The sequence below is a fragment of the Pedobacter ghigonis genome (assembly GCF_903166585.1).
Classification (GTDB): Bacteria; Bacteroidota; Bacteroidia; order Sphingobacteriales; family Sphingobacteriaceae; genus Pedobacter; species Pedobacter ghigonis.
Genome location: NZ_CAESCM010000022.1, coordinates 17,422 through 43,119 on the forward strand (window position 1 = coordinate 17,422; position 25,698 = coordinate 43,119).

The following is a 25,698-nucleotide window of genomic DNA, read 5'->3' on the forward strand; positions in this document are numbered from 1 at the left end:
AATTAATTTGTAAAATGAAGCTAAAATTAACCTGCCTGGTGCTTTGTCTGTTTACCTTTTCAGCAAGAAGGGTATTGGCTCAGGTACCATCAAAAAATCTCGGTTATTATTTAAAAGAAGCCGAAGCAAACAGTCCCTTACTTAAAGATTTTAAGAACCAGCAACGTGCTACAGGGGTAGATAGCTTAATTATTCGTGCTACCGGAGGGCCACAGGTTACGGCAAGCGCTGCCGGGATTTATGCCCCCGTAATACAGGGTTATGGCTACGATGAGGTACTTACCAACGGACAAGCTTTAGAAGCCCTGCTTAATGTAAACTACGATCTCCTGAACAAAAAGCGGATCAATAATCAGCTAGAGGGGATTAAGATTCAAAGCGATTCTATTCAATATGCAGGCCAGCTGTCGCTGTTTGATTTGCAAAGATCTATTGCCGATCAATACATTGTGGCTTATGCCAGTCAGCAGCAGGTTGATTTTAACCGTGAGGTAATTATGTTACTGCAGCAGGAAGAAGCAATATTAAAGAAATTAACCAGAAGTAATATTTACAAACAATCGGAGTATTTAACCTTTCTGGTAACACTGCAACAGCAGCAATTGCTGGTAAAACAGGCAGAGTTACAGTTTAGAAACGATTATGCCTCCTTAAATTATCTGGCAGGCATAACCGATACTACACAGGTTATGCTGGCCGATCCAAAATTACAAACGGGTACCACTACTATTGACCAAAGTTTTTTTGGTAAACGTTTTGATATCGACAGCTTAAAAAACAACAATCAAAAAAGCGCAATTGATCTTAGCTATAAACCCAAACTTGGGGTGTATGCCAATGGAGGATATAATTCTTCATTTATTTTACAGCCTTATAAGAACCTGGGAACAAGTGTTGGTTTTACCTTTTCTGTACCAATTTATGATGGCCATCAAAAGAAGATGCAGTACCAGAAGCTTAGCCTTTCTGCTAAAACAATAGCCGGTTACCGTAATTTTTTTATCCGTCAGCAACAGCAGCAGTTAAACCTGATCAGGCAACAGCTGAATCAAACCGATGCGCTTTTCCCTAAAATTAACGAACAGATCCGTTTCAGCAAAGGTTTAATTGATGTAGACCGTAAACTGATGCATACCGGCGATTTAAAGGTAGCCGATTTTGTAATTGCCATTAACAATTACCTGGCCGCCCAAAACCTCTTGCGCCAAACCAATATTAACCGTTTAAAACTGATTAATCAATTTAATTACTGGAACCGATAACCATGAGTAGCGATCTAAAATTTATATGCGGCTGCATTGCCGTACTGTTTATCTTTTCGGGCTGTAGGCATTCAGAATCGGCAGATACGGTTGATGAACCTTCACCAGTTACGCCTGTTCAGGTTACTACGGTAAAAGATAGTTCGCTGGCCGAATTTGTTGAGCTTTCGGCAGTTTCGGCCTATCTCGAAAAGAGTTTTGTAAAAGCCAATATCAATGGTTACATCGAAAATGCACAAGCCGTAACGGGTATGCAGGTAAGTAGTCATCAGCTGTTATTTAGTTTAATCACTAAAGAGGCAAGATCCATTGGCAATAGTGTAAATAAACTTGATGCAGGTTTTAAATTTTCGGGTATTTCCAACATCAGGGCCGATCAGGCGGGCACCCTGGTTGCGGTAAATCACCAGAAAGGAGACTATGTGCAGGATGGAGAAGCTTTGGCAACCATCAGCAACCGCAATAGCCTTGTTTTTTTGCTCGATTTGCCTTACGAGTATAACCAATTGATAAACCAGAATAAAACATTAGCGGTTCTGTTACCCGATGGAACAAAAATGACCGGAACAGTTTCGGGTACTATGCCTTCGGTTGATTCGGCTGCGCAAACCCAGCGTTATATCCTTAAAGTTGCAGCAGGCAAAAATATTCCCGAAGGGTTGATTGCCAAAGTACGGTTAACCAAAGTGAGTCATGCGGGGGCGCAGGTATTGCCCAAACCGGCAGTATTGGCTAACGAAACAGAAGATGAGTTTTGGGTAATGAAACTCATTAACGATTCGACCGCAGTAAAGGTAAAGGTGAAAAGGGGAATCGAAAATGAGCATAGCATTGAAGTACTTGAGCCCAGGTTTTCTAAAAAAGACCGCATCATTACTTCAGGGAATTATGGGATAGCCGATACGGCCAAAGTTAAAATTCAGCAATAGCCATGAACAAGTTTTTCGTTTCCCATAAAAACCCAATTCTGGCAGTACTGCTCATCATTATAGTGGGAGGGGTTTATTCTTTTAGTCAGCTAAAAACCGGTCTTTTCCCCGAAATTACCTTTCCAAAGATTAAGATTATTGCCGATGCTGAATTGCAGCCGGTTGATAAAATGGTAGTTACGGTAACGCGGCCCTTAGAAAATGCAGTAAAACAAGTGCCCGATCTTCAGTTGGTGAGGAGTACCACCAGCCGTGGTAGTTGCGAACTTTCGGCATTTTTGAATCCGGGTGCTGATATCGATCTGAGTCAGCAGCGGATAGAATCGCAGATTGCCAAAATAAGTGCTTCATTGCCGGCTGGAGTTAATATTTCGGTCGAGAAGATGAATCCATCTATCCTTCCGGTAAGCGGATATAGCTTAGAAAGTCACAATTATTCGCCCGCCGAACTGAAAAAAATTGCAACCTATACGGTAAAGCCATTTCTTTCGCAGGTAGACGGGGTTTCAGAGATTCGTGTTATTGGTGGTAAAAGCAAAGAATATTGGCTTGAACTTGATGTACAGAAAATGCAGGCGCTGGGCATCACTCCCGATCAGATCAGCAATGTACTCAGTCAAACCAATTTTATAAAATCTAACGGTTACCTGGCTGATCACAATTATTTATATCTGTCGGTAACCGATGCTACAGTTAAAAATAAAAGCGATTTAGAAAATCTGGTACTGAGCAGAAAAGGCAACCGGATTATTAAGATGATGGATATTGCGCGGGTAAACATTCAGCAAAGTGTAGAATATACCAGGATCAATGCCAATGGGAAAGATGGAATCCTGATTGCGGTAATTAAACAGCCCAACGCCAACCTGATCGATCTCTCTAACGAGATGCATAGCAAGGTAGCCCAATTGAAGCGTATTTTACCAGCAGGGGTAAGCATTAAACCTTATTATGTACAGGCCGATTTCGTAAACGAATCGGTAAAAAGTGTACGCGATAGTTTGCTAATTGGTTTGGTGCTGGCTATTGTGGTAGCCATTATCTTTCTACGCTCATTAAAAGCGAGTGCTACTATATTAATTACCATCCCGGTTACACTTTGTTTAACGGTAATTGTACTTTATTTTATCGGTTATTCGCTCAATATCATGACACTTGGTGCCATTGCTGCGGCCATTGGTTTAATTATAGATGATGCCATTGTAGTGGTAGAACAAATTCACCGTACACACGAAGAACATCCCGAAGAGCTTACCATGCGATTACTGAGCAAAGCTGTTGGCTATCTTTTTCCGGCTATGCTGGGTTCTTCTATTAGTACCATCGTAATTTTTGTACCCTTTGTATTGATGACCGGTGTTGCAGGCGCTTATTTTCAGGTAATGACCAATACCATGATTATTACGCTGGTTTGTTCTTTCTTTGTTACCTGGATTGGCTTACCCGTAATTTATCTTTTGCTTACCCGCAAAGGTGGCAGCCATGCCGCTTCAGGTAAAAAGGTGGTTGTACATGAGGTTAAACCGCAAAACTGGGTGCGTTATTTTATTACGCGTCCTGCTATTTCCATTCTATTTTTGCTGGTACTGCTTGCATCGATAGCACTTGTTTTTCCGCGTTTAGAAACCGGCTTTCTGCCCGAAATGGATGAAGGCAGTATTGTTTTGGATTATGCTTCGCCTCCGGGTACATCGCTCGAAGAAACCGACAGGATGCTTAAGGAAGTAGAAAAAAAGGAAATTGTTAAAATCCCCGATGTGCAGGCATACTCGCGTAGAACAGGAACACAAATGGGTTTCTTTATCACCGAACCCAATACCGGCGATTATCTGATCCAGCTTAAACCAAACAGAACAAAAACCACTGATGAGGTAATTTCTGAAATCCGTACACATATAGAAAATACCCAGCCTGCACTGGTTATCGATTTTGGGCAGGTAATTGGTGATATGCTGGGCGATTTAATGAGTTCTACGCAGCCGATAGAAGTAAAGATTTTTGGTAACGATCAGGAGAAACTGCAAGGTCTATCTAAAAAGGTTGCAGGTATTGTTGCACATGTAAGTGGTACAGCCGACGTTTTTGATGGTATTGTACGCTCGGGTCCAACGGCAAACATTGAGCCCAACTTTGCTGTGCTGGCGCAATATGGAGTAAGTCCGGCCGCTTTTCAATCGCAGCTTCAAACGGCGATGCAAGGTACTTTAATCGGCGATTTGTATGATAAACAACAGCTGTCGCCTATTCGTATGGTGTACCCTGGCAGCAGGACTTTTAGTGTGGCTGATATAATTAAACTTAAAATTTTTCTGCCTGATGGAACTGCTGTTCCTATTCGGCAAATGGCTGTGGTAACGTTAAAATCCGGAAATGCAGAAGTAGAAAGAGAAAATCTGCAAAGCATTGGGGTAGTTACCGCACGACTGGATAACCGGGATCTGGGCAGCGTAATGAAAGATTTGCAGAAAGCTGTAAATAAAAATATAAACCTGCCTTCGGGTTATCACATCGAATACGGTGGTGCCTATAAAGAGCAGCAACAATCCTTCACCGAATTGTTAATCATTCTTATTGCTTCGAGCTTACTGGTGTTTAGCGTAATCCTGTTCCTGTTTAAAGATTTTAAAACTGCCTTTCTTATTCTGGTTATCTCAGTACTGGGGATTTCGGGCAGTTATCTGGCTTTGTTTTTAACACATACCCCTTTAAATGTGGGCAGTTATACAGGCTTGATTATGATTGTGGGTATTATTGGCGAGAATGCCATATTCACCTTTCTGCAGTTTAAAGAATCGCTGGAAAAACTAAGTGTTGATGATGCCATTACCTTTGCTATTTCTACCCGTTTACGACCAAAATTAATGACTGCCCTGGGGGCAATTATTGCATTAATGCCTTTGGCTTTAGGTATCGGGGCAGGAGCACAACTTCATCAGCCGCTGGCCATAGCTGTAATTGGTGGTTTTATTGTAGCCTTGCCTTTACTGCTCGTGGCTTTGCCAAGCCTGATTAGAAAGTTATACCACGAGTAGCATATTTAAACAATATGATAAAGTATAGATGAATGATTTTCTGGTATTAATAAACAGAGATGCGTTATTAGAGAATTGGGATGCGGTATTTGAGAATTGGAACAGGTTATTGGGAAATCGGAATGCAATATTGTTAAATTGGGATACCATATTGTAGAATGGACTCACAATTATTTAAATGGATTGTCCTATATATTTAACAATAGGTTATGCAGCGTAAAATAAATGAAAAGATCGTCTGGAGATTGTTGTACATCGTTTGTAAAAAAGTCATGCGGGGATGACCACCCGCATGACGATTAATTTATTTGCTAAATGTTAAAGCTAAAATGTGTTTAAGTTGCGGGTGATCGCTTTTTAGAGAGGCCTTTATATAGTTTTTAACCCCTTTTACTATTATAACTAAGCCGCTTTGTTTATCGTAAAATGCATTAAACCGATTTCTACGGGCATCATCAACCGGTGTTTTGGCAATTGCAACCGCAGTAATATTGCTTTCCATACTGATCAGTAGCGTTTGTAAGGCTTCAATACTGATATCGGCTTCGGCAGGTGAATATATTTTGCTAATAATGAGCACATCAATGTATTGTTTAAGGTTTTCCACTTTAGTATCGTAAGATACGCGCACATGGGGCTGGGTACTGGTACCATCAGCCTTTGTTGTTTTTGATGATATGCCCCTTAGGTTATCGGCCAGTGTTTTAGCTGTTTGCAGTTCGGCAGGATTATCTATAGCTGCTTTCAGGTAATTATAACTCCTGGTAATTAAATTGCTTAAAGCCTTAAAAATAAGTTCCTGCTCATCTACAGCTTTACTGTATATCGGAAGTACCTGGCTGAGTATCCGGGTAGACTCGTCAGCATTTTTTGAGAGGAGTTCTAAAGCCTCTATCTGAAAGGCTTGCTTAGGAGGCTGATATGCCGCACCCAGGGTTTTTAAACGAATAATTAAATCTTTTAGGTTGGCTGCATTTTTTGTGAAGCCGCTTTCGGTTGTTGACATCGATTTGTTTGGTTAGGTAAATAAAACATAAAGCATAATGAACTGATCATTTGATGCTGTTATAAATGCCTAAGACAAAAGCTAAACCAATTTTTTCTTTTAAGGTACAGGTATGGGAATTTTGGCTAATGGGTTATTTGTGATATGCGGTTTTTGCATCATTAATGCCTTATTTAAGCTGATTTGCTTGTTACGTAAAAAAATAAAGGCATGATGAGGAACCTAAAATAAAGCAGCATTAAATGGGGTTGTTTTTCCACGCTATGTGGAATTGGGAAAATATTTCTACACTATCCGTCGGGATAAGTATTTGACTGTGCCCATTAACATCATAAATTTTAGCGGCTTAGCTAAAAAGCTACCCCAACCTGTACACCTGTGGTTAAAGAAGCGGGTTGATCATTACCAAATCTAACTGGTAGTGGCAAAGCCATATACAGACTGGTATTTTTCCCTTTCTTAATAACCTGATTAAAAACGGGTGTAAAACCATAACGGCCATTGGTTTCGAACGCTGCACGACCAATAAAGGTAAAACCATGTTTAAAACGAAACATGGCACCCGGATGAAAGAGTACCGAACTCACTTTTGAAATGTTATGCTCGGTGCGGATCGCTGGTGCAATTTCGAAGCTGATACCAAATTTGTCGCTTTTTAGGAGGTTGATTCCGAAGGGGAACACCAAAGTATAAACATTTGAAAAGTTGTTGTGAAAACCGTCTTTATTAAACGTACCGATAGGATGGAATAAACTGAAATAGCCGGTTATTTTTGGATAAACATTAACAGTTGGGCTGCTTTGTGCTTTTACTTTAAAAGATAAAGTACATATAAAGGCAATGGCTGTAAAACGGATAAATGGTCTGGTAAAAGATGTAAGCATAATTTTATTAAACAAATTTGATGAGTAAGCCAATAATTGCAGCAATGCCAATTAGATAGGGCTCCTGCAATTTCTTAATGTAAATGAGTGCCAGTACTGCCGCTACGGCTATTAGTGTGGTAGGAATATCTTTAATGGAGCGCATGCCGATTACAATTACCGAGCCCACCAGGGCACCAATAACAGCGGCTGTAATGCCATCAACAAATGCTTTGATACTGGTGTTTTTTGCAATTTTTTTAAAGAATGGTGCAAGTGCAACGGTAAAGAGGTAGCATGGCAAAAAGGTTGCCAAAGCTGCAATACAGGCACCCGGAAAGCCCGCAACCAAATAACCAATAAAGCCTACTGTAATTACTACAGGGCCGGGGGTAATCATGGCAACCGCTACCGAATCTACAAACTGTGCTTCGGTAAGCCAGCCAAATTCTTTTACCACACCACCATGTAAAAAAGGTACAATAGCAAGTCCGCTGCCAAATACAAATGCACCGGCTTTGGCAAAGAACCAGCCAATTTGTTGCAGGGTTTTTCCTTCATAAGTCCAGAACCCTGTATTTATCAACAACACAGCAGGGAGTGTAGCCGGTTTTTTTGCCCATTTGGGCGGGGCTTTTATCAGCATATATAAGATGCCGCAACCCAGAAAAAGTAAAATTTCTTCTCTTTCGGTAATCACCGTAATTACGATACCGGCAATATAAAACAGCCACAACAGCCATTTAGCTTTCATGGCGGCAAGTTCAAACCTGCTGATGGATTTAATGGTTAGTTTGTAAGCACTCATTACAATAATGCCAATAACAGCAGCGCCAACCCCATAAAATACGGCTTGCATCCAGGCTAAACCACCATACTGCTGGTAAGCCATACCCAATAATACCACCATGATAAATGATGGAAGGACAAAAGCCAGGCCTGTAAGCGTAGCGCCCAGCAAACCATAATGTACAAAACCAATGTATATGCCAAGTTGTGCTGCCAGCGGGCCGGGTGCCAGTTGTGCCAGTGCGAGCCCTTCTTTATATTCTTCTTCGCTTAGCCATCCTTTCTGTTCTACCAAATCGCGTTGCATATAGCCCACAAGCGCAACAGGGCCGCCAAAACCCCAGGTGCCCAGTTTTAAAAAATAGGTTGTGATTGCGGCAAGCGAGTAGCGTGGTTTAGGGTGATCAGGCTGTTTATCCATCAGGCAAATTGTATTTCACTACAATATTGCGCATTAGGTAAATGCTATAATTGTACGGATTTAACTATTTGTATCCTTTTTACCTTTTTGTATCCTTTTTCTATAGAAAGAAGGATTTTCGCCGGTTTGTTTTTTAAAAATCCGGTTAAAATGGCTTTGGTCAGAAAACCCGGTGAGGTAAGCAATCTCTGTTAATGAATAGGCTGTTGTTTCAATCAGTACTACTGCTTTTTCAATGCGCATTTTCCGGATATAATCTCCAAAAGACAAGTTGTCGAAATATTTGGAAAATTCTCTTGAAAGGTAAGTTGGATTAATCTCCAGCTCATCTGATACCTGCTGCAGACTTAAATTCATGTTGGTGTCCATTTGGTCCTGTATCATTTCTTTAAGTGCTTTAGCCCAAACCGGTGCTTTTTTCCCTTTGGTTTGTTGCAGGTATTGGGTAAAGATATTCAGCAGCATTTGTTCAACAGGACCTGCCTGTGTGTGTTTTTTGTTATAAAGATGTTTTGCCCAGCTATAGAGGCCATCGTATATCCGCATACCAAAAGCCAGTAATTCATGGTCGTTTGTACTGTGGTAGGCCAGGCCCGAGAATATGGCTTCGAGGCCTGCAGCTTGCGGCGCAAAGTCGTGGCGGTCGGTATCTGCCCCGCGCACAATGGCAGCTAACCTGTCAAGCGCGGCATCTTTTAACTGATGTTTTTTAATGAAATAATCGAAAGTGCATTGATCGTCGTAATGTGTATATTCTACATCGGGCATATCAAAAGGAGTAGCACCCAGTTCTGCAGCCTTATCCAGTACCTCACCGGCCGGAACATAGATAATTTCTGCATCGGCATCAATAAAGCGCTTAATTAACCATGGACAAGCAATTCGGTCTATTTTGGGGTGTTCACGCGTAATCCATTTCATTATTCAAGTATAAGGTTATAAAGATATACATTGGATACGGATTAATATATTGAGGCTCGTTTAATTCAGCTTGATGCTATATAAGGTATGGTTTAGTTTACATCGGTTAAAACAGGTAATGCAAAAATTAGACAATCGTTTGCGCTGACATTTATGTTGTTTTGCTCGCTTGCTTGTTCTATTTTTAAAAATACAAATCAACAAAACCGAACAGAACCTTAACGAATGCACGTCTCCTTGCTTAAAAAAATATTTACGTTAGCACTGTTAATCAGCATATCAGCTGGTAGCCGGGCTCAAAAAGCAGAAACCTTTACTATAGGTGCCGAATCTTTTGAGCTTAATGGTAAACCTTATGTGATCCGTTGTGGCGAAATGCATTTTGCGCGTATTCCGAAAGCAGAGTGGAAACAGCGTTTGCAAATGGCGAAAGCTATGGGTTTAAATACCGTTTGTGCTTACCTTTTTTGGAACATGCACGAAAAACAACCCGATCAGTTTACCTGGACAGCGCAAAGTGATGCTGCCGAATTTTGTAAACTGGCAAAAGAGGTTGGTTTATACGTAATATTAAGACCCGGACCATATTCTTGTGCCGAATGGGAGTTTGGTGGCTTCCCCTGGTGGCTGCTTAAAGATAAAAACATCCGTTTGCGCACACAAAATCCATATTATTTAGCCCGGTCGAAAAAATACCTCCTCGAAGTAGGTAAACAGCTTGCTCCGCTACAAATAACAAAAGGTGGCAACATTATCATGGTGCAGGTAGAGAACGAATACGGCAGCTATGGTAATGATAAAGATTATATGAACATCATTAAAGCCAATCTACAGGAAGCTGGCTTTAATGTTCCTTTATTCCATTGCGACGGACCTTCACAGTTAAAGAACGACCACCCTGAAGGATTGTTTGCCGTTGTAAATTTTGGGAGCAACCCCGAAGCCAATTTTAAAGCTTTAAGGGCTATACAACCTACAGGGCCATTAATGTGTGGCGAATATTACCCGGGCTGGTTCGATAGCTGGGGCAGGCCACACCATAAAGGCGATACCCAGAGAATTATTACTGAGCTGAAGTACATGCTCGATCATAAAGCCTCTTTCAGTATTTATATGGCCCATGGTGGCACAAGCTTTGGTACCTACAGTGGAGCCAATGCACCTCCATACCTGCCTCAAACCAGCAGTTACGATTACGATGCACCTATTGATGAAGCAGGAAACACCACTGAGAAGTTTTATGCTATCCGTAATCTATTTGCCAATTATCTGCAGGAAGGAGAGGTTTTGCCTGATGTTCCACCAGCAAATAAGATTCAAAAATTGCAACCTGTTACCTTTTCAGCTATAGCAGTGTTAAATAAAAACATGCCCAAAGCAACTTTGGCTGATACTGCACTGTTAATGGAAGATTTGAACCAGGATTTTGGTTGTGTGCTGTACGAAACCAGTTTAAGTGCAGGTAAAAAAGCTAACCTTATTTTTAAAGATATACACGATTATGCTTTGGTATATATTGATGGTAAAAAGATTGGGGAGCTGGATAGAAGAAAAGGGAAATTTAGCATAGAAATACCGGCCAGATTAAGCAAAAGCGTATTAAAAGTATTGGTAGAGGCAACCGGTAGGGTAAACTATGGTTACCAGATGCACGATTGGAAAGGAATACATGGTGCAGTTTACCTTAGCGAAAACGGAAAACAGCGGGAGTTAAAAGGCTGGAAAAATTATCCGATCAGACTGGGAGATGTAAATATCCCGCTCCGTTACGAAAAACTTAACCACCAGCCGGCAAGTGCTGCTTTTTATAAAGGGAGTTTCACTGCCGATAAATTAGAAGATACCTACCTCGATATCGGGAAATGGAATAAAGGATTAGTTTGGTTAAATGGAATGTGCTTGGGCAGATACTGGAATATCGGCCCAACGCAAACCATGCTCGTGCCAGGCAGCTGGTTAAAAAAGGGAAGCAACGAAGTGGTGGTTTTCGATTTATTTGGTACCCTAAACCCGGCATTAAGCTTTTTGGATAAACCAATTTTGGATGTTGTAAACGAAAAGCAACCTCAGCTGCACCGTAAAGCCGGCCAGAAATGGCTTGCAGATGCACAGCAACCTTATGCAGAGGGCACTTTTGCAAACGATAACAAATGGCAGACAGTGAATTTTAAACCTGTTAATGCCAGATATTTTTGTCTTGAAGCATTATCAGAACAAAAAGGACAACCTTATACCTCGGTAGCAGAAATTGTGCTGCTTGATGATAAAGGCAATGAAATACCGCGTAGCGACTGGAAAGTTGTTTATGCAGATAGCGAGGAACTAGGCAGTGATGATGGAAATGCAGCAAACGTTTTTGATTTGCAGTTTACCAGTATCTGGCATACGGAATGGGAAAACAAATCGCCAAAGCCACCGCACCAGATTGTAATAGACCTGGGCAAAAATTACAGCATTAAGGCATTGAAACTGTTGCCAAGACAAGATAATGCCAATGGCAGAATTAAAGATTACAGATTATATTTTAACCAGAAACCATTTAAAAATTTATAAGTAGATGCATAGGGATGAACTACTGAAAGTTAAGCAGATGTGAATTTAAAAACAGCTAAATAACAGCAAGTAAAACGTTTGTTCAGTAGCAATTACGATCAATTAAACTTAAATAATAAACATAAAAAACACAAATGGAACGTAGAGATTTTATCAAAAGTGGTGCAGTCACAGCGGCGGGTTTAACCATCCTGCCAACAGGAAGTTTATTCGCATCATCAGACAGTGCCAAAGTAAGAGTAGGTTATATTGGTGTAGGTGCACGTGGCATGAGCCATATTTCTGAAGGTGCATTAAGAGACGATGTTGAAATTGTAGCTATTTGCGATACTCAGGAAAGCTCGCTTAAAGTTTGCCGTAATTTCATCGCTAAAAAAGGAAGACCTGCAGCTACCGAATATACCGGTGGGGTAGATGCTTATAAAAAACTTATCGAGCGTAAAGATATCGATGCCGTAATTATTTCTACACCATGGCAGTTTCACCGCGATCAGGCAGTTGATGCCATGAAAGCTGGTAAATATGTAGGTTGTGAAGTTATTGCAGGATTAACTGTTCAGGATCACTGGGATATTGTAAATACTTCTGAGAAAACCGGAATGCCTTACATGACTTTAGAGAACGTTTGTTACCGTAGAGACGTAATGGCAGCCTTAAACATGGTGCGCCAGGGTTTATTTGGTGAGTTGGTTCACTTAGAAGGTGGTTACCAGCACAATTTAAGAAACGTATTATTTAATAACGGTAAAGATTATTATGGAGGTGGTGTAGAATACGGACCAAAAGCTTTAAGCGAGGCACAATGGCGTACGCAGTTCAACATCGATCAGGATGGTGATTTATATCCAACCCACGGTGTAGGCCCGATCATGCAATATGCCAATATCAACAGAGGTAACAGCTTTACCAATCTGGTATCTTTCAGTTCGAAAGCAAGAGGATTGGCTGCTTATGTAGAAGAACTTTCTCCAGGTCACCCAAATGCAAAAATCAACTATAAAAATGGTGATGTAACCACTACCTTAATTAACTGTGCAAACGGCGAAACGGTAATGTTAAGTCACGATACACACTTGCCTCGTCCTTACTCTATCGGTTTCAGGGTTCAGGGTACAAACGGACTTTGGATGGATGTAAACAAATCGGTACACATCGAGCATAAATCGAAAGATCATGCCTGGGATAAAGCTGACGAATGGTTTGCTAAATACGATCACCCGCTTTGGAAAAAATACGAAGCAGAAGCTGTAGGCGCTGGTCACGGTGGTATGGACTGGTTTGTGTTTAATGGATTTATCCAGGCGGTAAAACAGAAAAAACAAACCCCAATTGATGTTTATGACTCGGTAACCATGAGTGTTATTACACCACTTTCTACCAAATCGTTAAAAGAAGGAAATATGCCACAAAAATTCCCTGATTTTACCAAAGGTAAATGGAAAGACCGTAAAAATACTTTCGCTTTAGACGATAGCGGATTTTAGTCCTTTTTTATGGGTAGTACTGCAAGGTATTACCCACATATTTTTAACCAGAACTTTATTCGGGATGGGCTTTAATAACCTGCCCGACACATTTATATATATTATTACCATCTTATGTTTCAAGAAGTCTTAGGTGCTTATGGACTTAACGTAGAAAAATTAAAAACAGAACCTTTCGGCTCTGGCCTGATTAACCATACCTGGAAAGTGTATGGCGATGGTGTTGCCTATATTTTGCAAGAGGTAAATACCGAAGTTTTTAGGGAGCCCCTAAACATAGCCCGGAATATTGAGGCGATAAAAAAATATCTGGATCAAACCGCTCCCAAATATTTGTTTGTTGCACCAATTACCGCCACAAGTGGCGATGATTTTGTAGTGATCGACGATCATTTTTACCGTATTTTCCCTTTTGTAGAAAACTCTTGCTCAGTTGATTTTGTGCAGGAACCAGAGCAGGCTTATCATGCTGCCAAGCAGTTTGGTAAATTTACCAGAATGCTGGGCGCTTTCAATGTAAATAAGTTAAAGTCTACAATCGAAGATTTTCACAATCTGCCCCTTCGGGTTGAGCAGTTTAAAGTGGCTTTAGAAAATGCAAGCGATGTAAGGATTGCGGAAGCAAAACTGCCTATAGAAGAAATTATCAGGCTTTTCGAAATTGAAGAACAATATGTACACATGGTAGATAGCGGTGCGCTTAACCTCCGTGTGATACACCACGATACTAAAATAAGTAATGTGTTGTTGCAGGTAGAAACAGGTGTAGGGCTTTGCGTAATTGATTTGGATACGGTGATGCCAGGCTATTTCATTAGCGATGTTGGCGATATGATGCGTACCTATCTTTCTGAAGCGAACGAAGAGGAACGCGATTTTAATAAAATAGCAATCAGGGAAGATGTTTTTGCTGCTATACACAAAGGCTATATGGAAGAAATGGATTCGGTTTTAAGCTTTGCCGAAAAACAATTCTTTATTTATGCCGGTAAGTTTATGATTTATATGCAGGCCGTTAGGTTCATTACCGACTTTTTAAATGGCGATGTTTATTATAAAACGAATTACCCTGAACACAACCTCGTTAGGGGATTAAATCAACTCGATTTATTAAATAAATACATGGCTAAAGAAGCCAAATTTGAAGAAATTGTTAAGCAGATTAATGCTGATAGGGTGAATGAACCCAGGATATTAAACTAATAAGGTAAAGGTAAGGTGTTCAGTTTTTTATGCTTCATCGTTTGAGCTGGACATCACTTTTTACCTTTATTGTTGCAATTTCAGCGCAAACGTTTGTTATTTACGGTAAATAAGTAGTTTTTTAAGCTGTTTATTGGTTTTAAACCCTTAATAATCAATTTATACAGGCATTTTTCTGTTAAGTGAGCGTTTTCCGTTCTTCAACAAGCTGACAGTTGAGGTTGTTTGCCTTAAACACCCAGTATTTCATTAACGGATAGTTAAATCCATAAGATACTACACTGTCAATCAATAACCGGCCAATTTTATAATCTATATTTAAACTGCTGTGGAGCAGATATGTTCCCGCTGATTTTAAAGAAATACTGCCCAACACCACCATAAAAAAACAGATAAACTGGCTATTAGCCGAACTATGGTAGCCACCGCTACTTTTAAAGGCCCAGAAACGGTTAATACAAAAGTTTACAATTCCACCTACTGTACCCGAAATGATAATGGATATGGTAAAATGAATGTGCAGTAATTCGGTTAATAGGATCATTAGGCCATAATCGGTAAGCCCGCCCGAAAATGCTGATACCTGCGCTTTTAAGAATAGTTTAATCGATTCCCAGGTCATCGGCTTCCTTTATCTGCTTTGTCTCTGGCATCGCCGTCTTTAAGCAGTTTTAGTGTATCAGTAATATTGATAATCAAAAGCAATGCACAAATGGCCATACCGAAATAGCCAATAGTACCGGTAATAACGGTTTCGGAGAGGAGAATTAGCGCTATGATTACCCGGAGTTCGGTTGGCCCTAAGCGACCCGTATCGATCTGGTAAGCACCGGTAATTTTATACCTCAGCAAGGCAATAATCATCGACCAGCCATAGAGCACCACAAACAAAAAGGCCAGTATTTGTTTTACGTTATCGGCATAAAAATAATAACCCAGGCCGATTAAAACGATACTTAACCAATCCATAACAATATCGAGGGTAAAGCCATACCACTTTCGCGGAATGTTACGGTAATAGGCGAGCCTGCCGTCAAGCGAATCGCCAAGCCAGTTAATCAGCAGGCCCAAAATTCCAATCAGTAACCAAATACTGCCATAAAAGTGCGCCAATATAAATGCTGCAAAAACAAGTATCGAACCGAACATGCCAACACCTGTCATGAAATTAGGTGATACCCATCCGGGGAGTTTTTTAAGTAGAAAAAGTATGAGTTGTTGCTCGCCGCCACGTAAAATGTTCGTTCTTTCTCTGTCGGCAAATAATTTGGGGTTTGCAACAGCCACTTTTTCTCTTTTTATATTACACTCCATTTAAGCTCCAGCTACAATAAACCCGAATATGATGGCCGTTTCGGGACGATAAAATTTTAAACCAATTTTTTTGGGCGCAGCCTTAACAAAAGTACCCGCGCGCTTTAGCTTCCCTGATCTGACCAGGTAACTGAAAAGTAAAACAAACAGCATAATTTATTTTACGATTCCGGCAAAGCGTTGATAAAATACCGTAGGACTATTTTCGTGCTTAGGCGCATATTTTCCGGCAATAATAGGCACATAAATAACACGGCGTCTGCTTTCTTCACCTCTAATGGCCGATTCAGCTACGCGGTGCCAAAGTCTGCCATCGTGAATGGTTAAATCGCCTGCCTGTGGCAAAATGGATACCTCTTGCGCATCGGGCTTGTTATCTAAAAAGTATTTTTTGCGGAAAAGCATTTGATAGATATTCTGCTTATGCGTGCCTGGAATGATCTTTAAACCACCATTTTCTGGTTTTAAAGTACTTAAATGTATGCCTACATTAAGCATAGGGTTTAGTTTGGTACCGTAAAAAATATCCCTCAAACCATCTGTATGCCAGCCCATTTTGCTAAACTTACTTTCAGGTCCGTTAATGTAATGGTTAAATACCATGCCGTCTTTTTCTTCAGTTCCTAAACGTGCACCTTCGCCTGCCAGTTGAAGCAATGCATTAAAGCGTGGATCAAGGAGCAAGCCACTTAAAGTTTGGTGGTGCTGGTTAATAAAGGCAAAGCGCTGTACAATGGCTGAACCATCAAGGTCTTTCCCGTATTTAATAGGCACCCCGTTAATTTTCTTAATATCTTGCTGAAGCCATTTTTGTTCTACCTGTTTAGAAGCCTCAACAATGGCTGAAACTGTTTCAGGTTTAATGAAGTTTTTAAAATGGATAAATCCGTGTGTATTAAAAAAATCGAGCTGTTGTGCAGTTAATTGATCAGATAAGGTAAAGGTTGGATACGATGTTGCCATGTGTCAAAAAAAATTAAAAGTTTAAGAAAAAGATAAATTGGATTTAGTATTATGCGCAACAACAGCACATTCGCATGGGCGAGTGGTTCGGTACTGGTAGAAAATAAAACAAAAATGTTTTATCCGACATAATCTATAGATTTAGTAGTATTTAATACAAACGTAATATATTTTTAACATTCCAAAGAATTTTATTTCATTTTTTTATTTTTTTTGTGCTGATTCAGAATCTAATACGGTTCGGCCGGAAGAAAGGGCCTGGTACAGTTGATTAAAAAAGACTCGTCGTAGGGGAGGATTACTAACTGCTAACTGAAAATTGGTTCATTAGTCATTGGTTCATTGGTCATTAGTTCATCAGTACTGCAAACTGCCAACTGCAAACTGGTTATTGTTCATTAGTACTGCAAACCACCAACTGCCAACTGCAAACTGATTATTGGTTCATCGGTCATTGGTTCATTAATACTGCAAACTGCTAACTGTAAACTGGTTCATTGGTCATTAGTACTGCAAACCACCAACTGCTAACTGCAAACTGATTATTGGTTCATTAGTACTACAAACTGCTAACTGAAAACCGCTACCTGAAAACACTCAAATACTAGGTTTTATAAATCCCGGCTGCCATTTTCTCGATAAAAGCTTTAGGTAAAATCCTGTTGGCATAAACGCTGATGATATTGGTAAAACCCGGAATGATTTCAGATTTTTTGGCAAACATGCCTTTAATGGCAATTTCAGCTACATCATCGGGTTTCATGTTAAATTTTTCGGCCATTTTGCTAAAGGCATCTAAACCGGCGCGTTCGGCAAAGCCCGTATCAACAGGCCCGGGACTTAAACAGGTAACCGAAACAGGTCCCGATTTAAGTTCGAACCTTAAAGCCCTTGTAAACGACAACACAAAAGCTTTGGTAGCCGAATAAATCGCAAGGGTAGGCACGGCCTGATATGCTGCGGTGCTGCAAACATTCAGGATATAAGCCTGCTTTTCTTTTTGTAGCATCGGTAGGAAATAATGGCAAAGTGAGGTAACCATGTTCATGTTTAACTGGCACATTTCCAATTGTTCGGGCAGGCTAAGCGCTCCGAAATTGCCCCACAGGCCATAACCTGCATTGTTAATGAGTATCGAAATATTTACCTCTTTCTTTAAAACCCATTGATAGAGATCGGGAGCTGCATTGGGTTCAGTCAAATCGATCGCTAAACTATGCACCTTTACGGCATAGCTGGCCTGAATCTCCCGTTGCAATTCATCAAGTGCAGTAACAGAACGGGCAACAAGCAACAGGTTAATTTTTCTTTTGGCCAGGGCAATGGCCATTGCTTTTCCTATTCCTTTACTTGCTCCGGTAATGAGGGCATAAGTTGGGTTTGTTTCAGACATCATTTACAGCTGGTAGTTTTTTGGCTAATATCAATAATACTCGCGAACAAAGGAAATTTGGGAATAGTATCTTTTTTTATTTTATTATTTTTAACAAGTCTAAATAATGTTAGCTTTGCCGAAATTTAATTTTAATGAAACACACTTACCTCCGATTAATCGCGCTAACACTCTCTATTTTATCAGCATTGCCACTTTTTGCACAAACCGATAAGGGTGCAATCAGGGGTAAGGTAGTTGATTCGTTAGGCAACAATATTCCATTTGCCAACATTGTGGTTAAAAAACAAAACCTTAAAACTACTTCCGATAAACTTGGTACATTTAAATTAATAGCTGTGCCTGCAGGGAATCAGCAAATCAGGGTTTCGATTACCGGTTATAATCAATTAGAACAAAGTGTACTGGTTAAGGCAAATGATACCACTACGGTTACCTTTACCTTAAAAGAGCAGCAATCAGATTTAAATGATGTGATTGTTTCGGCCAGCAGAAGACCCGAGTCTTTATCACAAACACCATCGTCGGTAACCGTGCTTGCTGCCAAAGAACTGGCTACACAATCAACCATTAGTCCCAATTTAGCCAATATACTTTCTTATAGTGTACCAGGTTTAGGTTTTTCTACTAACCAGACTGGAAACTCCGGACAAACCTTACGTGGCCGTAACGTGCTGGTATTAATTGATGGGATACCACAATCTACGCCACTAAGGGCAGGTGGAAGGGATATCCGCAGTATCGATCCTTCTGTTGTAGAGCGTGTAGAAGTTATTAAAGGTGCAACAGCCATTTATGGTAATGGTGCCGAAGGTGGTTTAATCAATTACATTACTAAAAATGGTGATAAAGGAAAAGCTTTTGGTGGTTATACACAAGCCGGCTTAACCGGAAACCTGAAAGGCGACAGTACCATAGGCTATCGTTTTTCGCAGCAGTTTTATGGTAAGGTAGCTAAATTCGATTATCTGGTAAGCGGGATGTACGAAAAAACGGGTGTTTACCGCGATGCGGAAGGCCTGGTTATCTCACCCGAATATGGTCTTGGCGAAACCAAATCTTACAATGGTTTTGTAAAATTGGGTTATAATTTCACCGCAAAACAACGCCTGCAATTGATGTACAATTATTTCAGCTCGCGCCAGCATTCGCTTTATACCACAAAAGAAGGTGTATTTGGGCAATCTCCAGCCATTGGGGTTTATGGTACGCGCTTAGGTGTTGATGAAGGTACACGCTTTAACCACAATGCCAATTTGCAGTATACCAGTCAGCAGATTTTTGGTAAAACCGATTTAACAGCCAATTTATATTATCAGGATTTCTATACCATTTATTCTAACTCTGCTTCGTTTTTCGGTGGAGGTCAATCGGCCATTACTTCTACTAAAAAAGGAGCAAGGGTAAATTTAAACACACCTTTCAACCTTACAGCAAATGTGCCGGTAACCTTAAACTACGGTTTAGATTTAATGAACGATAAAACAGCCCAGAGCTTAACTGATGGGCGTTTATGGGTGCCTAACATGAACATGGTTAACTTTGCTCCATACTTGCAGGCATCAACCACGCTCTTTAACGATTTAACCATTAAAGGTGGTTTAAGGGCCGAAAATATCAATATAGATGTTGATGATTTTAACACCCTGGCTACTGGTGCAAACGGTGCAGGTAGTATTGCCGTACAAGGCGGGAAATTAAACTATAATGCATTTGTTTTTAATGCAGGTGCAAGGTATTCTAAATTCAAATTTTTTAATCCTTTTATCAGTTACGCACAATCGTTTTCGGTTTTCGAACTGGGTAGGGTGTTAAGAGCAGCTAAAAGCAATACTTTATCGCAATTAGAAACCAAACCCATCATTGTAAACAATTACGAAGCTGGTTTTAGCAGTACTGTAGGTAAATTAAACTTCAGTGCAGCTTATTATTACAGCACCTCTAAACTTGGTGCCAACCTGTTAGAAGTAAACGGTACTTATATTTCGCAACGCATTCCGGAACGTGTTTACGGTTTCGAGCTACAGGCTGATTATCAGATTCTGCGCGATTTGAGCATTGGCGGTAACTATGCACAGGTAGAAGGAAAAGGCGATGTAGATAACGACGGTAATTTTAATGGTGATAAAGATGTGTACCTGAACACCACCCGGATCCCACCTTCTAAAACTACAGTCTACCTAAAATACTCGGGGGTTAAAAACCTGACATTAGATGTAAACTGGATGCGTGTGGGTAACAGGGATCGCTTTAAAACCAATGCTGCAGGCAAATATTTAATCGGCGAAGGCCCGGTAAAAGCGTTTAACTTATTTAACTTAGCAGCAGCTTATCAGGTTAGCCAACCATTAAGACTATCGCTTGGTGTAGAAAACCTGTTAAACAAAGTATATTACCCCGCTATATCTCAGTTTTATGGAAGTAACATAAATTATGTGAGGGGAAATGGACGCAGGTTTAACCTGTCAGCTGGTTATGCATTTTAATTGATGAGAAAAAAGAATTTCAAAAATACCATCAGGAACATACACTTATGGCTTGGCCTGGTAACTGGCCTGGTGGTATTTATAATCAGTATTACCGGATCTATTTACGTATTTGAGGAAGAGATCAGGGAATTTACGCAGAAAGATTTTCGCTACGTAGGGCTTCAACAGAAGCCCTTTGTGGGTTTAGACAGTGTAATTACTGCTTTTGAAAAACTGTCGCCTAAAGATCCCCTGAGGCTCATCCGTATGGAAGAAGCTTTCCCGAATGCAACAGTCGAAATTACAACCAAAAAAGGAGCCGCTTATTACTTTAATCCTTACAATGCAGCTTTGGTAAAGAAAGGAAAAGAAGATTGGTTGGCAGTGGTAGAGCATATTCATACATCGCTGCTGTTGGGTAAAACCGGCGAATTTATCATGCAATGGTCGGTAGTGATCTTCGTAATCATGCTCATTACAGGCTTAGTGCTTTGGTTTCCGGGACAAATGCGCTTATTAAAGCAATCGCTTACCATTAAGCGGAAAGCTTCTTTTAAGCGCTTAAATTACGATTTGCACAATGTTTTGGGTTTTTATGCATCGCTTGTACTGCTGGTAACGGCGTTAAGTGGTTTGTATTTTGCTTTTAAGGGCGTTAAAAATGCTGCCAGTTTCTTTACCGGAAGCAAACTAACCCAGGGCAAAGCAGTGGTGGCAGCAAAGTCTACCCTTGTCGATCCTTTAGCTGTGCGTTATAATAAAATATATACTGCAGCGAAAACACAATATCCGGGAGCTGTTTCAAGCAGTTTATCGGTGCGTGGCAAAGGCGAACTGCGCCTGCGGATGATTTATCCTTATCGCTGGGCTCGCAATCAGAATACCTTTTTCTATGATGAAGCTACAGGGGCGATGCTAAGGTCGAAACTATACGCAGATTTTAACGGTGCTGATTTGATTGAAGCTACGAACTACGATCTGCATACGGGCAGACTGTTTGGTTTACCGCATAAGATTGTGTCGTTTTTGGCCAGTTTAATTGCGGCAAGTTTGCCAGTTACGGGTTGTATTATCTGGTGGAAAAAGAGGAAGAAAAAGCCTAAACAGATAGTGCGTGTTGCTTAGGCTCGAATCGGTGTAGGGTATCGTTGTTCTGAACTTGCTTCGGAATCTCTTCTTTTAACCGCAGAGCACGCAGAGGAATACGCAAAGGGCACAGAGCAGGACGCAATTTGTTTCCCGCGGATTACACAGATAACCGCAGAACTAGTTTGTTCGTATTTGCTTCGGACACCTCGACTATTTTAACCGCAGAGCACGCAGAGAAAAAGCACGAAGGGCACAGAGCAGGGCGCAACTTGTTTCCCGCGGATTACCCTGATGACGCAGAAAAGCTTTGTTCGTATTGGCTTCCGACCTCGGACACCGGACTCCCGACTTTTAACCGCAGAGAAAAGGCACGAAGGGCACAGAGCAAGGCGCAGGTTTTACGCTAATCTTCGCCGAAAGGTTTTGTTCAAATTATCATCGGACACCGGACTTCCGACTTTTAACCGCAGAGAACGCAGAGAAAAGGCACGAAGGGCACAGAGCAGGGCGCAGGTTTTACGCTAATCTTCGCCGAAAGGTTTTGTTCAAATTATCATCGGACACCTGACTTCCGACTTTTAACCGCAGAGCGTGCAGAGAAATGCGCAAAGGGCACAAAGCAGGGCGCAACTTGTTTCCCGCGAATTACGCTGATGACCGCAGAAAAGCTTTGTTCGTATTGGCTTCCGACCTCGGACCCCGGACTTCTGACTATTTTAACCGCAAAACGCGTTAGTTCATATAATCATCAGACACCGGACTTCTGACTAACCAGTCTTTTTAAGTGATTTTCTTGTATGATAATCAAGACTTCGCAAACAAAAAGCGTTTCAATATTGTAATACTAATTCCTCTAACACGGGAGTAATTGGAAAGGGATAGCTATGGATGTAGTTATCCTTTTCTTATTTAATGAACGTAATGAGAGATTGATTTGTTTAGTTCATTTTGTTCAGTATCAACTTCTCATAGTTGCACAGGTTGTAGTTTTTTAAACAACTATTTGGTGTGCATGCTGTTGTTTAGGCATGGATGATCGGTTGAACTTTATTTTAGGCGTTGTATTTTTGTTGGCAGGTGTGGTAGTTTTTTATTTTATTTTTAAACCAGATCGTGAAAAGAAAAGGTAGTTAATTTTGGTCGGTGACTGGGTTAATTAAGCAGCTAAACCAGTTTTATCTTCAGCGGAGCGTATATTTTCTTAATTTTCTTTCTTTAAAACTCAAAATTTTTGCAGGAATAAGTAGTGTATTCAAAGCATGCTTTAAAGTGATGCTAAATACTTTTAGTATCTATTTTCCTGAATCTTTTTACAAGCTGGTAGCTAAGCTTTTTTGCAGATTTAAGCAGTTTCCAGTCCGTTATCCTTTTTCCATTTTCCATATTTTTTGTACCCTTGTAGAAAAAACAATGGATAAACCACTGATAAGCATAACTTATTGCCCTAAATGCGGATGGATGTTACGCTCGGCTTATATGGCACAGGAAATTTTAACCACTTTTGTCGACGAAGTTAAAGGAGTAGCATTAATGCCTGCCGAAACATCAGGCGTTTTCACCGTATATATAGGCGAAAAACTAATCTTTGATAGAAAGCAGATGCAGCGTTTCCCAGAAATTAAAGAGCTGAAACAGCTGATCCGCGATGAAGTAAGCCCGGATAAAAACCTTGGCCATTCTGATATTAAGTAGTTTAGATTAAATTAATAGCCAGAGCATACAGTTGTTTTTTCAGTTGAACATTAAATAGCATTCAAAATATGCTTATACTTATTTTAAATTAAACGCTCACTTCACTCAGGTATGATAAAGAAAGGCTCGATATTTTTCTTTTTACTGCTGCTTTTAGGCTTTTCTGGCTTTGCTCAATCTTCAGAAACCGAAAAGTTAAAAGAATCAATCAAGGGCATTACCGATAGCTTTAAATATGTAGATGCATTAAACAGGCTCGCTTTTCTAATGTATGAAAAAAATGCCGATAGCACTTTTTATTATACCCGCATAGCCCGTGAAACCGCTAATCGCCTTAATTATGCAAAAGGTAAAGCAGATGCTTTAAATAATCTGGGTACATTTTTCGATATCAAAGGAAATCTGCAGCTCGCATTACGGTATTATAACGAAGCAAACACCGGTTACAGCAAGGTAAAAGATTCTGTTAACATTGTTCAAACCATCATGAACATTGCCATGGTTTACAAAGAACTGGATAAGGATCAGCGTGCTATTCAGTGGTTTAACAGGGCCGTTAAAAAAGGCAATGAGTTGAAGAAGGATTCTATCTTGTCGCTGGTGATTTATAATTATCTTTTAATTTATCCGGATAAATATAAAGCAGGGGATAAGAAAAGATACATTTCGAAAGCTAGAGATATCGCTTTAAAGTATAAGGATGAACGTACCTTGCTTGCCATTGATCAGTTGATCGCTGATGAACTGATTGCAAACGGAAAATTAAAAGAGGGGCTGCAACTTCTCCATCGTACCATTAACCGAGCGATTAACAGAAAACTGTTCTATGTATCAATGGATATGATGGTTGATATGGGCGATCAGCTCATGGCCAGCGATACGGCAATGGCCTCGGACTATTACAAAAAAGGACTTGCGTTGGCCGATAAAAATGGTTTTCTGATCTACAGTAAAATCTTTTCGAGAAAACTGTTCGATTATTATTTGCTAAATGGTAGTGCCGGATCTGCTTCAGTGTATAGTCGAAAAATGATTTTACTTCAGGAAGAGCAGGATAAAATAAACAATTCATCCAGTGTTGATTACCTCGATTATGGGCTTAAGGAACAGCAGGTAGTTACTTTGCAGGAGCGATCAAGATATCAGGTTGTTTTGCTGGTAGCCATTACGGTTGCTTGTTTATTGGCAATTGCTATGCTGAATGTAATCAGGCGGAGTTTAAAACAAACTAAAAAATTAAACCTGAAAGTAATTAATAAAAATAAACAGATGGGAGAGACGCTTAGGGCATTAGAACAAAGTCAAGCCGATAACACCAATCTGTTAAAAATTGTTGCACATGATCTTCGTAGCCCTATAGCAGCTATTTATACTGCTTCAGATTTGATGACTAGTGATATAGAACGCTCGCAGGATGACCTGGACATGCTTTCGCTGATTAAAAATTTGAGTAAGAATTCGCTTGAACTCGTGAAAGATTTGTTGCAAGCACAAGTCACAACTGGTTCGCTTCATAAAACACCAATTGAGCTCGACGAAATGCTCCGCTACTGTGTTGCTATATTGAAGGATAGTGCCGCTGCAAAAGAACAGCGTATTGAGCTGGATGCAAAGCCGCTTATCATTTCTGCCAGTGGAGAGAAGCTTTGGCGGGTAATAAGTAACCTCATTGCCAACGCCATAAAATTTAGTCCGAATGGTGCTACAATCGGAGTGAAAATGGAAGAAGGCAAGGGGCTGGTTAAAATTGAGGTTGACGACGAAGGCATAGGTATCCCAGCGGAAATTGAAGATAAAATTTTCGAGATGTTTACCGATGCAAAACGTCATGGAACAGCCGGAGAACAACCTTTTGGCCTCGGACTGGCCATCTCAAAACAAATTGTAGAGGCCCATGGTGGAAAAATCTGGTTCGAAAGGAAAGCAGTTAAAGGAACTGTTTTTATTGTCGAATTACCACTTTAACGTCCTTCAAAATACCAATAAAATTTCCCCTTTTCGATACATCAATTCAGGTAAATAAAAAAAAATCCGATAAAAGTATATTAATTCTATGGATTTTATATACATTTGTGTTGTTGTTATTATTTTACTGATTTCAACCATAAATAGTCATGTGGCCGAGTGGTTAGGCAGAGGTCTGCAAAACCTTTTACAGCGGTTCGAACCCGTTCATGACGTCAGTTTATTTAAACTTACAAAAGCTCAATGTATTATTGGGCTTTTTGTTTTCTAGTGTTTCAGTAACAAGAGTTTTATGAATTGCTAAAAAATAAATCCTCAAATTTAGGTTCAAAACAATTGCCCGAGCCAGAA

The 25,698-nt window shown here is 40.3% G+C and carries 18 protein-coding genes and 1 tRNA gene; 11 read left to right on the forward strand and 8 right to left on the reverse strand.

Annotation, left to right across the window (positions count from 1 at the left end):
* Positions 1–14 precede the first annotated feature (14 nt).
* From HWV58_RS22730 to HWV58_RS22740, 3 genes are read left to right on the forward strand one after another with little or no spacing between them, the layout of a single operon-like run.
* Positions 15–1,262, forward strand: coding sequence for a TolC family protein (locus HWV58_RS22730; RefSeq protein ID WP_175636304.1), 1,248 nt, complete (start codon positions 15–17; stop codon positions 1,260–1,262).
* Between the two features lie 2 nt (positions 1,263–1,264).
* Positions 1,265–2,191: an efflux RND transporter periplasmic adaptor subunit gene (locus tag HWV58_RS22735; RefSeq protein WP_175636305.1), complete on the forward strand. Its 927-nt coding sequence runs from the start codon at positions 1,265–1,267 to the stop codon at positions 2,189–2,191.
* A 2-nt stretch (positions 2,192–2,193) separates the two neighbouring features.
* Positions 2,194–5,223, forward strand: coding sequence for an efflux RND transporter permease subunit (locus HWV58_RS22740; protein ID WP_175636306.1), 3,030 nt, complete (start codon positions 2,194–2,196; stop codon positions 5,221–5,223).
* A 304-nt stretch (positions 5,224–5,527) separates the two neighbouring features.
* Here HWV58_RS22740 and HWV58_RS22745 read toward each other — a convergent pair whose 3' ends face one another.
* The 4 genes from HWV58_RS22745 to HWV58_RS22760 all read right to left on the reverse strand — a co-directional run bounded on the left by HWV58_RS22745 (position 5,528) and on the right by HWV58_RS22760 (position 9,223).
* Entirely contained in the window at positions 5,528–6,229 is a 702-nt protein-coding gene (locus HWV58_RS22745; protein ID WP_175636307.1) for a hypothetical protein, read from the reverse strand.
* 350 nt (positions 6,230–6,579) lie between these two features.
* The gene (locus tag HWV58_RS22750) at positions 6,580–7,113 is read right to left on the reverse strand and encodes a hypothetical protein (RefSeq protein WP_235972802.1); all 534 of its coding nucleotides are present in this window, start codon (positions 7,111–7,113) and stop codon (positions 6,580–6,582) included.
* A 7-nt stretch (positions 7,114–7,120) separates the two neighbouring features.
* On the reverse strand, positions 7,121–8,302 hold the full coding sequence (locus tag HWV58_RS22755) for a chromate transporter (RefSeq protein ID WP_175636308.1): 1,182 nt from the start codon (positions 8,300–8,302) through the stop codon (positions 7,121–7,123).
* Between the two features lie 60 nt (positions 8,303–8,362).
* A complete protein-coding gene (locus HWV58_RS22760; RefSeq protein WP_175636309.1) occupies positions 8,363–9,223 on the reverse strand; it encodes a chromate resistance protein ChrB domain-containing protein in 861 nt (286 codons plus the stop codon).
* Between the two features lie 237 nt (positions 9,224–9,460).
* Here HWV58_RS22760 and HWV58_RS22765 point away from each other — a divergent pair, with 237 nt between their 5' ends.
* From HWV58_RS22765 to HWV58_RS22775, 3 genes are all read left to right on the forward strand, one after another.
* On the forward strand, positions 9,461–11,776 hold the full coding sequence (locus HWV58_RS22765) for a beta-galactosidase (protein ID WP_175636310.1): 2,316 nt from the start codon (positions 9,461–9,463) through the stop codon (positions 11,774–11,776).
* Between the two features lie 134 nt (positions 11,777–11,910).
* Complete coding sequence (locus HWV58_RS22770) at positions 11,911–13,260, forward strand: Gfo/Idh/MocA family protein (RefSeq protein WP_175636311.1); 1,350 nt, start codon at positions 11,911–11,913, stop codon at positions 13,258–13,260.
* Positions 13,261–13,374: 114 nt separating this feature from the next.
* Complete coding sequence (locus HWV58_RS22775; RefSeq protein ID WP_175636312.1) at positions 13,375–14,463, forward strand: phosphotransferase enzyme family protein; 1,089 nt, start codon at positions 13,375–13,377, stop codon at positions 14,461–14,463.
* Between the two features lie 178 nt (positions 14,464–14,641).
* Here HWV58_RS22775 and HWV58_RS22780 read toward each other — a convergent pair whose 3' ends face one another.
* From HWV58_RS22780 to HWV58_RS22795, 4 genes are all read right to left on the reverse strand, one after another.
* The gene (locus HWV58_RS22780; RefSeq protein WP_175636313.1) at positions 14,642–15,085 is read right to left on the reverse strand and encodes a GtrA family protein; all 444 of its coding nucleotides are present in this window, start codon (positions 15,083–15,085) and stop codon (positions 14,642–14,644) included.
* Positions 15,082–15,777, reverse strand: coding sequence for a CDP-alcohol phosphatidyltransferase family protein (locus HWV58_RS22785; RefSeq protein ID WP_175636314.1), 696 nt, complete (start codon positions 15,775–15,777; stop codon positions 15,082–15,084). Before HWV58_RS22785 ends, HWV58_RS22780 begins: the two co-directional genes overlap by 4 nt.
* Positions 15,778–15,933: 156 nt before the next feature.
* Positions 15,934–16,740 carry a phytanoyl-CoA dioxygenase family protein gene (locus tag HWV58_RS22790; RefSeq protein WP_175636315.1) on the reverse strand — a complete coding sequence of 269 codons (807 nt, stop codon included), beginning with the start codon at positions 16,738–16,740 and terminating at the stop codon, positions 15,934–15,936.
* Positions 16,741–17,344: 604 nt separating this feature from the next.
* Positions 17,345–18,136 (reverse strand): SDR family NAD(P)-dependent oxidoreductase, encoded by a 792-nt coding sequence (locus tag HWV58_RS22795; protein ID WP_235972803.1) that lies wholly within the window; start codon positions 18,134–18,136, stop codon positions 17,345–17,347.
* A gap of 131 nt (positions 18,137–18,267) precedes the next feature.
* Between HWV58_RS22795 and HWV58_RS22800 the strand changes: the two genes are divergently transcribed.
* From HWV58_RS22800 to HWV58_RS22820, 5 genes are all read left to right on the forward strand, one after another.
* On the forward strand, positions 18,268–20,619 hold the full coding sequence (locus HWV58_RS22800; RefSeq protein WP_175636316.1) for a TonB-dependent receptor: 2,352 nt from the start codon (positions 18,268–18,270) through the stop codon (positions 20,617–20,619).
* A gap of 3 nt (positions 20,620–20,622) precedes the next feature.
* Positions 20,623–21,726 carry a PepSY-associated TM helix domain-containing protein gene (locus tag HWV58_RS22805; RefSeq protein ID WP_175636317.1) on the forward strand — a complete coding sequence of 368 codons (1,104 nt, stop codon included), beginning with the start codon at positions 20,623–20,625 and terminating at the stop codon, positions 21,724–21,726.
* A 1,374-nt stretch (positions 21,727–23,100) separates the two neighbouring features.
* Positions 23,101–23,382: a SelT/SelW/SelH family protein gene (locus HWV58_RS22810; protein ID WP_175636318.1), complete on the forward strand. Its 282-nt coding sequence runs from the start codon at positions 23,101–23,103 to the stop codon at positions 23,380–23,382.
* A gap of 111 nt (positions 23,383–23,493) precedes the next feature.
* Complete coding sequence (locus tag HWV58_RS22815; protein ID WP_175636319.1) at positions 23,494–25,347, forward strand: tetratricopeptide repeat-containing sensor histidine kinase; 1,854 nt, start codon at positions 23,494–23,496, stop codon at positions 25,345–25,347.
* A gap of 145 nt (positions 25,348–25,492) precedes the next feature.
* Positions 25,493–25,563 (forward strand) — tRNA-Cys (locus HWV58_RS22820).
* The last annotated feature ends 135 nt before the right edge of the window (positions 25,564–25,698 follow it).